The organism is Kitasatospora sp. NPDC093558 (assembly GCF_040683475.1).
GTDB lineage: Bacteria > Actinomycetota > Actinomycetes > Streptomycetales > Streptomycetaceae > Kitasatospora.
In genome coordinates this window covers 1-10319 of the sequence record NZ_JBFBDY010000213.1, presented here as the reverse complement: position 1 = coordinate 10319, position 10319 = coordinate 1, and the positions used below count along the sequence as shown (strand labels likewise).

3 protein-coding genes and 1 pseudogene are annotated in these 10319 nt (G+C 77.5%); all 4 read right to left on the bottom strand.

Annotated features, from left to right (window positions below; translation table 11 throughout):
* Positions 1-1048: pseudogene (locus tag AB0O00_RS20355) on the bottom strand (hypothetical protein); the annotation flags it as partial.
* Complete coding sequence (locus AB0O00_RS20350) at positions 1045-4707, bottom strand: DUF5682 family protein (protein WP_363653692.1); 3663 nt, start codon at positions 4705-4707, stop codon at positions 1045-1047. The gene AB0O00_RS20350 and the pseudogene AB0O00_RS20355, both read right to left, overlap by 4 nt.
* A gap of 4 nt (positions 4708-4711) precedes the next feature.
* Positions 4712-5869 carry an AAA family ATPase gene (locus tag AB0O00_RS20345; protein ID WP_363653690.1) on the bottom strand — a complete coding sequence of 386 codons (1158 nt, stop codon included), beginning with the start codon at positions 5867-5869 and terminating at the stop codon, positions 4712-4714.
* The coding region (locus AB0O00_RS20340) for a hypothetical protein (RefSeq protein WP_363653688.1) at positions 5866-10319 on the bottom strand (4454 nt) is incomplete at its 5' end. The genes AB0O00_RS20340 and AB0O00_RS20345, both read right to left, overlap by 4 nt.

Sequence of the window (10319 nt, the reverse complement as noted above, 5' to 3'; positions counted from 1 at the left end):
TCCACGCCGTGCCCGTGGCACCGACCGCCCGCACGGCGGCGCCCGCCCCGAGCCGTCCGAACGCCGATCTGGTGGCGCCCTGGACGGCCAGCCCGGCGCGCGTGAACTCGCGGTGGCTCAGCGAGGTGTCGCCCAGCCGGACCGCCCGGTTGCCCGCCCCGACGGCCTGCCCGGCCGCCGCGTCGGCGTCGGTGTGCGGCAGCACCTCGGCGACGGTGCTGAGGCGGCCGTCCGCGTCCACCGCCCAGCTGAGCACGCCCGCGTGGGTGGCCGTCAGCACCGGCTCGGCGAAGAGCCCGTGGAGCCTGAGCCCGCCGGCGTCGCCGTACGCCTGGCGGGCGGTGCCGCGCAGGTCCGCGACCGGGCCGCGGGTGACGCCGGAGGCCGGGTCCGCGATGAGGCGGTGGGTGAGGGTGAGGAGCTCGCGCAGGTCGGCGACGAGGTCGGCGAGGCGGTGGTCCGGCGCGCCGGAGCGGGCCGCGCGGATCCGCGTCGCGACGGTGACCGCCACCGCGGCCGGGCGGTACAGCCCCGCCACGCGCGCGCCGTGGGCCGCCCGCAGCAGCTCCGCCTGGGCGACGGCGCCCGCTCCGCTCACGCCCGCCGCCAGGACGGCGGACGCGGCGCGGTGGAGGTGGCTGGCGGCGGCGTGCTCGGACGGGGTGAGGGCTTCGCCGTCCGGCAATTGCTCGGTGGGGACGGCGGGTTCGGAGGGTTCGGTGGTGACGGCGGGCTCGGGCTCGTCCGCGGCGTCGGCCAGCGGGCAGAGCGTGACCGCCGCCGCCCGGTGCACGCACGCCGGGGCGAGCAGGCAGCCGCACCGCACGCCGGACGGATCGGCGAGCACCCCGCCCGGGGCGCGCAGGACGAGCACCGTCTCCTCGTCGACCTCCACCCGCCACTCGTCGCCGGAGCGCGTCACCGGGCGCTGCGCCAGCTTCGCCGCCGCACCGTCCAGCCGCTTCTGCAGCCGGGCGCTCAGCCCGGCCACCACCTCGGCGACCACCTCGGGCCGCACCGGCGGCCAGCTCACGGACGTCGTCGTCATCGCACCTTCTCCCCCACCCAGCGGGCCAGTTCCAGCGGACTCAGCGCCGCCACCGGCATGCCGGCCGCGACCAGTCGGCCCGCGACCGCCGTCGAATACCGGGCCGTGCCCGTGTCGTCCAGCGCGGCGCAGCCGAGCACGTGCACGCCGGAGTCGACCAGCGCCCGGGTCTGCGCGAGCAGGGCGCCGACCGGGCCGCCCTCCTCGAAGTCGCTGATCACGGCGACCAGCGTGCGCGACGGCACCGTCACCAGCTCCCGCGCGTAGCGCAGTCCGGCCGCGATGTTCGTGCCGCCGCCGATCCGCACCTCCAGCAGCAGGCTCAGCGGGTCCTCCACGCGCTCGGTCAGGTCGACGATCTCGGTGGAGAAGGCGACGAAGTGCGTGCTCAGGGACGGCACCCCGGCCAGGACCGCGGCGGTGAGCGCGGCCCAGACCGTCGACGCCTCCATCGATCCCGAGACGTCCACCACGAGGATCAGCCGCCAGTCCGCCGACTTCCGCGCCCGTGTGCGGAACACCGGCCGCTCGGGCACGATCACGGTGCCGCCGTCCGGGGCCGGGCGGGCGGTGGCGAGGTTCGCGCGGATGGTGCGGTCGAGGTCGAGCCCGCCGCCCGGGCGGCGGCTCGGGCGCGGCACGCCGATGCCGGTCAGTGCCGGGCGCAGCCGGGTGGCCAGCTCGCGGGTGAGCTCGTCGACCAGGCGTCGTACGAGCGGGCGCAGCCCGGCGACCCGGGCCTCCGGCAGGCCGCCCGAGTGCTCCAGGACGGTGCGCAGCAGTTCGACGGACGGGCGGGCGGCGTCCGGGTCGAGCGCCTCCAGCGCGTCCGTGCGGCCGTGGGCGACGGCCGCCGCCAGCACCTCCTCGCGGATGCCCGGGCCGAACAGCGCCTCCAGCTCGTCGGCCCACTCGCGGACTCCCGGGTACGGGGCCTCGCGGCCACCTCGGCGGCCCCGCGCGTCCAGGCCGGGGCCGGAGCCCTCGCCGTGGCCGGCGCCGTACAACTCGTCGAGGGCGGTGGCGAGTCGGGCGCTGCGTCCTGTGCTGCGAGTGCCCCCGGGGCGGCCGAGGAGCAGGCGCCAGCGTTCGGCGGGGGCGAGGGCGTGGCCGGTGGCGGGGAGTGGTGGCGGAGGTTCCGGGGCGGCGGTGGGTGCGGCTGCCGGAGCTGGGAGCAGGCCGAGTTCGCCGAGCAGGGCGCGGGCGGCGAGGTCGGCGCGGGCCCACGTCGCCAGGACGGCGGGCGGCATGGCGTCGGGCAGGTCGGCGAGGCGCGCGCCGAGGCGCTCCTCGACCAGCGCCAGCAGCCGGTCGCGGGCGGCCGGGCTCAGCGTGTCGAAGCCGCCGCGGAGGGCGGGCAGGCGGTCGAGGAAGGCCTCGTCGGGCAGGGAGACGACCCGCTCCAGGACGGGTTCGAGTGCCTCGGGCGCGGTGGCGAACAGCCCTTCGGCCGCCGTCAACAGCCCGACCAACGCCCGTCCGAGGGCATGACGTGCCTCGGGCACGGTCGCACCGTCGACCCATGACGCGGCCCGGCCACCGAGCTCGGCGGCCGGCTCCTGCCCGAGCAGCACCCGGACCGCCCCGGCCGCACCGCGCACCAACGGGCTGCCCTGGTGGGCGAGTTCGCGGAGCTGATGGGCGAGCCGCACCCCGCCGTCGAGATCCGCCCTCCGCGCCAGCTCCACCAGCGCCCGCGCATCCGCCGGATCGTCGGACCCGCTCAGCCCCTCCAGCTGCCGGACGGCAGCAGCGATCAGGAGCCCGCTGACGGCGGCCGGGGAGGAGTGGAGGCGGTCGGGGTCGGCGGGTGCCGTCGGGGGGAGCTGCGGCGCAGGACCGTCGGCGCGACCGGCGGCTCCGGGCTCGGGACCGGTGTCCGTCGCGGTCGGGGTCACGGGGAAATGGCCGGCGGACAGGCGGTCCAGGGTGGTGAGGGCGTCGAGGAGGTCGGGGAGGGTGCCGGAGGCCGGGAGGGTGGTGGCGAGTTGGGTGAGGCGGGTGCGGGTCAGGGCGGGGAGGGCGCAGGCGGCGGCGTCGGTGAGGCCCTGGATGACCTCGCGCGGGGTGGGGCCGTCGGCTTGCCGTTCCCGGCGGAGACGGTCGCGCAGGGTGCCTTCGGCGGCCTGGGCGGGGGTGACGCCGCGGGTGCCGGCGACGGTGAGCATCGCGGCGGTGGCCGGGGTCCAGTGCAGGCGCCAACGGGTGCCGAGGGTCTCGGTGCCGCCGGGGCCCGTGGTGCCGAGCGGATCGGCGTAGGGGATGCCGCAGGTGGTGAGGCGGTGCAGCAGGATCTCGCGGCGGCGGTCGAGCGTGCTGCGCAGCGGGTCGAGGCGCAGTTCGCGCGGGCCCGGGTCGGCGGGGCCGGGGAGGCCAAGCGCCTCGACGAGGGTTTCGACGGCGGGGCCGAGGCCGCTGCGGGGTGCGGCGGGGGTGGCGCGGCCGGTGCGGCTGCCGACGAGGACGCGTTCGAGGGCGCGGGCGACAGCCCGGCCGCGGCCGAGGGGTTCGCCCTGGGCGAGGACGGTCTGGACGGCTTCGACGAGTTCGCCGCGGCCGGGGGCGGCGAGGCCGCGCAGGCGGGCGAGGTCTCCGGTGAGGCGGACGATCTCGCGGGCGTCGGCGGGGCCGGAGGGGTGGTCCTGGGTGCGCAGGGCCTCGGTGATGCGGACGGCGGTGGTGGTGAGGGCGGCGGCGAGGCGGTCCGGGTCGCCGGCCGCGTCGAGGACGGTGTGCTGCCACTCGGGGTCGCGGATGCCGGCCGGGTAGCCGGAGCGGGCGTCGAGGAGCGGGTAGGTGTAGGGGATCAGGGAGACGACGTGGGCGGGGGCGTCGGCGTCTGACGGCTCGTCGCCGCCCGGTGGCTCGAGCACGTCCGGTCCGTCGAGGAGCGCCGGTGCATGGAACGCGCCGACCACGGCGGCGACGCGGCGACCGCTGGCGGAGGCGGCCGCGATCCGGGCGCGCATCCAGGCCTCGCGCCGCAGGTCGTACGGGTCGACGCCGGGACCGGTCGCGGCGTCGCGGCGCATGGCCCAGCCGACCAGCAGCGCGGCCCGGCGGACGGCCTCCGGGGTGGAGCCGGGGGCGGCGGTCTCGACGAGGCGGTCCCACAGGTCTTCGTCGCCCTCGCGGCCGGTGAGCCGTCGGCGCAGGGCGTCGGTGACGGACGGGCCGGCGGCCTCGGCGCCCGCGGACCCCGGCCCGGCCGCCCGCCGCCCTGCCGCCCGGTGGGCGAGCGGCAGGTCGCACGCGATGACCTCGACACCGTGGCGCCGGGCCCAGCGCAGGGCCGCGAGCTCCGGGGAGAAGTCGGCGAACGGGTAGAAGCCGAGCCCGTCCGCGGACTCGGCGGTCGGGTCGGCGGGGGCGGCCGCGAGGGCGACGGGCGCCTCGGTGGCCTCGTCCGCCAGGTGGCCGAGCCAGGGCTGGAACTCGGCGGGGAGTTCGACCAGCACCGCCTCGGGCCGGGCGGCGTCGAGCAGCGCGGGGACGACCGCGCTGAGGGACGGCGCGTGGTGCCGCACGCCGATCAGGTAGGGCCCGGGCCGTTCGGTGCCGGCGGCGGCCAGGCGGGCCGCCGCTTCCTCGACGACGTGCCGGGGCCCGTCGAACTCGTCGGCACCGGTGGGGGTTTCGGGCATCACCGCGCTGCTCATCGCCTCACGCCTCCAGTGCCGGGCGCAGGTCCCACAGGGTGCGCCAGGTGGCGGCGCCCTGTTCGGCGCGGCGCCGGACCGGGCCGTCCCAGTAGCCGAGCAGGCGGGCGGCGTCGGCCGGGTCGTCCTTGCGCACGACGCCGATCAGCTGACCGGGCAGGCGGCCGAGCAGGTCGCCGCCGTCGGGCAGGTAGGCGGCGGTGACGCCGAGGGCGGTGGCGACCGAGACGGCCTCGGCGGTGCTCATCACCGTGGACGGGCGCTCGACGTCCCAGCCCTCGGTGGAGCGGCCGGTGCGCAGGTCGCGGAAGGCCGTGACGAGGGCGTCGAGGACGGCGTCGTCCACCGTGAACGGCGCGCCCGCGCGGGCGACGGCGGCGGTGGACTGGCGGCGGACCAGCTCGACCTCGGCGGCGAGGCTCGCGATCGGGCCCACCGTCTCGAAGTTGAACCGCCGCTTGAGCGCCGCGGACATCTCGCTGACGCCCTTGTCCCGCAGGTTGGCGGTGGCGATCAGGGTGAAGCCGGGGGCCGCGTGCAGCTGGGCGTCGGAGGTGCCCGCCAGCTCGGGGACGGCGATGCGCCGTTCGGAGAGCAGCGAGACCAGGGCGTCCTGCACCTCGGGCAGGCAGCGGGTGACCTCCTCGACCCGGGCGACGGCGCCGGCCGTCATCGCGGTGAGCACCGGGGACGGCACGAGGGCCTCCCGGCTGGGGCCCTTGGCGAGCAGGAGGGCGTAGTTCCAGCCGTACTTGAGCTGGTCCTCGGTGGTGCCGGCGGTGCCCTGGACGGTCAGCGCGCTCGTTCCGCACACCGCGGCGGCGAGGAGCTCGGAGAGCATCGACTTGGCGGTGCCGGGCTCGCCGACGAGCAGCAGGCCGCGCTCGCCGGCGAGGGTGACGACGCAGCGCTCGACCAGGGCCCGCTCGCCGACGAACTTCCGCTCGATGACGAGGCCCTTGCGGCCCGCCTTGAGCTTCTCGCCGTCGCTGCCGAGGACGAAGGTGACGACGGCGCGCGGGGTCAGCCGCCAGCCGGGCGGGCGCGGGCCGGAGTCGTGCGCGGCGAGGAACTCCAGTTCGGCGGCGTACTTCTCCTCGGGTGGCGTGATCTGCCGGGCGGGCGCGGCCGGTGCGGTGGGGGGCGTGGTGGGGGTGGTCATCGGCGGGCCTTCCTGCGCTTCGCGGTCTGGAGCTGCTCGTATCCGGGGGCGTCGCCGTCGGTGGTCCGCCGCCAGGCGCGGGCGAACAGCTCCGGGACGTGCTGGTGCGGCAACGCGGGCCGGTGGGTGGACAGCTCGTAGAAGTCGGCCTTCCAGGTCTCGGCGGGCAGGGCGGGCGCCTTGGCCTCCTGCCAGCCGCCGGGCAGGAAGAGGGTGCGGCCGGCCCGGGCGCGCTTGGCCTCCATGACGAGGTCGGTGGCGGCGAGTTCGGCGCGGGCGCGCTTGAGCCGGGCGGGCTTCCAGCCCGTCCATCGGGCGACGTTGCGGTCGGTCGGGTCGGGCAGGGCGAGGAGCTGGAGGTAGAGCACGGCGGCGTCCTCGCCGAGGCCGTGGGTGCGGGCCGCTTCGGCGACGAGGGCGGGGACGGAGAACTGCGGGTTCTGCAGCCACCGCGCGTCGCCCTCGGCGGAAGCGGACGGCTCGGTGCCGGACGGGTCGGTGCTGAACGGCTCCGTGGGCCCGGCCAGTGCCTCCGGTTCGCCGCCGATGACGGCCGCGATGGCGCCGAGCTCACTGGCGAGCCCGTAGCCCGCGCTCAGCCCCTCCAGCAGGTCGAGCACCTGGTCGTCCGGGCCCGTGAGCCCGGCGGGGCGCAGCAGGACGCGTTCCATGGTGCCGCCGCTGGGGGCGAGGACGAGGGCCGGCCCGCAGCGGACCAGTCCGTCGGCGTCGGCGCCGCCCTCGGCGGGCAGGCCGAAGTGGGAGCGCAGGATGACGGCCAGCGACTGGCCCTTGACGGTCTGGAAGAGGTTGAAGTCGAACAGGAGCTCCGGGTCGGCGAGGCGCTCGCGCAGCGCGGTGGCGGTGCGCGGCAGCAGCGGGCGCAGCGGGCTGTCCGCGGGCAGGTGGTAGACCAGCCAGCGGAGGGCGTCGATGGCGCCGCGCAGCATGCCGAAGCCGGGGACGGCGGCGGGATCGGCGGCGACCATCTGCTTCGCCGACCCGTCAGGGGTGGTGGTGAGGCGGAAGGTGGTGGTGCGGCTGAGCCAGGGCGTCCGGTCGGGGTTGAGGACGGCCTCGATGTGGTCGACGTCGACGCCGGTGACGGTGGCCTGGGCGTCGTCGGGGAGGGTGACGAGCCGTCCGAAGTGCCGGATCCAGGCCTCGGCGCCGGCGGTGAGGTCGGGGCCGTCGGTCCAGAGGGTCTTGGGGTCGGCGGGCAGCAGCGCGGCCCAGACCTCGTCGAGTCCGGCGCGCTCGCGCCGGCGCAGCCAGTCGCGGGCGGCGGTGGCCTCGGTGGCCTTGAGGCCGAACTCCGGGAGGCGGTCGGCGGGCAGCACCGGGCCGTACCACTGGTGGAGGGCGGGCGCCGCCGCGAGGACCAGGGCGGCCCTGGCCGTGCCGATGCCGGTGAGCTCGCCGAAGGCGGCGGCCCGGGCCGGGTCGGCGGGGACGGGCCGGCGCAGGGCGAGGACCCGCCAGAACTTGGCGATCCAGGCGGCGCTGATCCGTTCCTCGGTGGTGCGCTCCTCGATGGTGGTGAAGTGGTCGACCGGGCCGAACTCGCCGCTCGGGTCGTGGTCGACGGCGAGCCAGTGCGCGTGGTCGCCGCGGTTGTTGCGGTGCCCGAGGATGACGACCGTGCGGCTGCCGTGGCGCAGCACCTGGCCTTGGCGGTGGCCGGTGGGCCGGCCGGTGGCGGTGCGCTCGGTGGGCTCGCTGAGGACGATCTGGCGCAGGGTGGCGCCGCGGTCGGCGAGCGGGCCCTTGCTGAGCTCGCCGAGGAGGAACACGAGGGTGGAGCGGTGGGCGGGCTCGGTGAGCGGGGAGGCCGCGGCCTGGGCGAGGAGGTGGAGGCGGCCGAGCAGGGGCAGCCACGCGTGGTGGATGTCGCCGCCCTTGAGGTCGACGGAGGCCGGGCTGCTCCAGCCCTCGGTGGTGGCCGGGGGCGGGTCGGCGAGGACGGCGGTGACGGTGCGCAGGTTGTTCGCCACCTTCCAGGTGGCGGCTGCGCCCCACGAGGAGCCGTAGCGGTCGACCTCGGGCACCCAGCCCTGGACGGCGGCCTGGATCTCGGCGTCGCGTCCGTGGTCGGGCCGGTGTTCGACGGGTGTGTCGGCGGTGGGGCGGGGCTCGGCCTCGGGCTGCGGGAGGAACCGGCCGACGCGGTCGAGCAGTTCGGCGGCGATCCGGGCGAGTCCGGCGACCCCGGCGAGCAGTCGCCGGTCGGTGATCGCGGGCAGGGCGGCGCCGACGGCGTGGACGGGGAGCCTGCGGCGGGCGCCGCTGCGGTGGGCGACCTTGCGGCGCACGCCCTGGACGGTGATCCAGCGCTGCTCGGCCTCGGGCACCGGCTCGATGTCGGTGGGCCAGGCGATGTCGATCAGCGCGGCGGCCTGCTCGGGGGTGACGGCGCGCAGCGCGTGCGAGCCGGCCTCGTCGCGGGGGCGCAGCGCGTGCCAGTGGTCGAGCGGGGGGACGAGCCCGGTGCCGGCGGCCTGGAGGTCGCCGGGGCGGCAGGGGCTCAGGTCGACGGTGCGGGCGTGGTCGGCGGTGGGAGTGCGGTCGCCGATAGCGCCGTCGGTGCCGAGGTCGGGCAGGGTGAGCGCGAGATGGTCGCGGATCGACCTGGTGACGATCGGGCCCGCTGCGCCGGTGCCCGGTTCGCCGGTCGCGCCCGGCAGGGTGAGCCGGCCGACGGGGACGGTGCCCGGGTGGCCGCCGTGCAGGGGCAGGGCGATCGTGCGGCCGTCGGCGGTGACGGTGGTGACGGTCCGCCCGGCGTCGACGCGCACCCAGCTGCCGAGCACGGTGCCGTCGGTGCCGAACGGGGTGTGCTCCAGACCGGGCTGGAGCGGCAGCAGCCGCGTCCGGTGGAGGTCGAGCTCGCCGGCGGCGGCCGAGGCGGCGATCACCGGCGGCTCGGCGGCGCGGCCGAGGGTGCCGGTCGCCGGGTCGAACTCGTGCAGCACCGGGCCCGTGGGGCCGTGCCTCAGCGTCCAGTGGCCGGTGCCGTCGCCGAGGACGGGGTGCTCGGCGGGCATCCGGGTGTCGCCGGTGTGCAGCGGGCGCTCGCCGCTGGTCCGTCCGCCGCCGGGCAGCGGGAGGGACGGGGTTTCGGGGTGCCGGTCGCCGTAGTAGTACCAGGCGATGGTCTCGCCGCCGAGTTCGAAGGGCTCGGCCGGGCGGCCGGACCAGTAGGCGCGCTGCTTACCCGCTTCCTGCCAGACGACGAGGAGTTCGCCGTCGACGAAGCGCAGCCGGGGGCGGTTCCAGTGGTCCAGCTTGGGCAGGCGCAGGGTGTGCTCCAGCGCGATGCCCTGCGGGCCGACGACGATCGCGCGGTCCAGTCGGGCGAGGATCAGGTACGGCCAGGCGTCCTCGACGATCAGGCCCTGGAGGGTGCGGGCGCCGGGGGTCTTCTCCGCGTGGTCGTCCTGGTCGGTGCCACTGCCGTTGGCGGTTCCATTACCGGTTCCATTGCCGGTGCCGCTGCCGCTGCCTGACGTCGGCGGGTCGGCGAGCTTGTCGAGCGCCTCCTCCAGGGCGGGCCAGCCGAGTTCGTCGAGGATGCCGACGCCGAGCGCACGGGCGAGCAGCCCGGCGACGTCGAGCGCCGCGACCCGCTCGGCGGCGGCGGGGGAGATCGACCGCAGCACCGTGCGGTACGGGGAGAGCCCGCGCACGAGGTCGGCGGCGCCGGCCAGGCCGGGGGCGGCCGTCACCTCGGCGGCGCGCTCGTCGGCCCACTCGGCGAACAGCTCGCGCAGCAACGGCAGGGCGGGCACCTGCTGCTGCACGGCCGTCTCCCACGCGGAGGGCGTCGCGGCGCGCAGCACGGCCCGGAAGCGGGGGTCGGCCGCGACGGCGGCGAGGTCGGGGCCGGTGGAGCCGGTGTGACGGGCCCAGCCGGTGAGGTCGAAGCTGATCCCGGCCGGCGGGTCCGCGACGGGCACGCCGTCGGCCAGCAGCCGCTCCAGCAGGTCGAGTTGGGTGGTGCTGCGGCGGATGCCGGTGAACAGGTCGACCGGGGTGCCGTCGGCGCGCAGCCGCTCGGCCATCCGGCCCGCGAGGGCCACCGTGGCGGCGCAGGTGGGCCGGGAGCCCCAGCCGCGGCCGAGGTGGTCCGTCCAGCGGCGGAGCCAGGCGGCGGGCGCGGTGTCCCCGCCCTGGCCGTCGCTGCCCTGAGCGTCACTGCCCTGACCCTCGCTGCCCTGACCGTCACTGCCCTGGCCGTCGCTACCCTGGGCGTCGCTGCCCTGGGCGGCGACGGGGCGCGGGCCGGTGAGCAGCGCCTCGGCGCCCGTCTCGGCGAGCACGGTGAGCCAGGCGGCGTCGTGTGCAGAAGCGTCGGCGTTGCCGCCCGCGGTGGGCATCAGCTCCAGCAGGCGGACCCGCACGGCCTCGTCGCGCTTGCCGAGGGCGACGAGGGCGCCGTGCCAGGACTTCC

Excerpts from the sequence above, each read along its gene's own strand:
- AB0O00_RS20350 (WP_363653692.1), bottom strand. The coding sequence starts at position 4,707 with ATGAGCAGCGCGGTGATGCCCGAAACCCCCACCGGTGCCGACGAGTTC.
- AB0O00_RS20345 (WP_363653690.1), bottom strand. The coding sequence starts at position 5,869 with ATGACCACCCCCACCACGCCCCCCACCGCACCGGCCGCGCCCGCCCGG.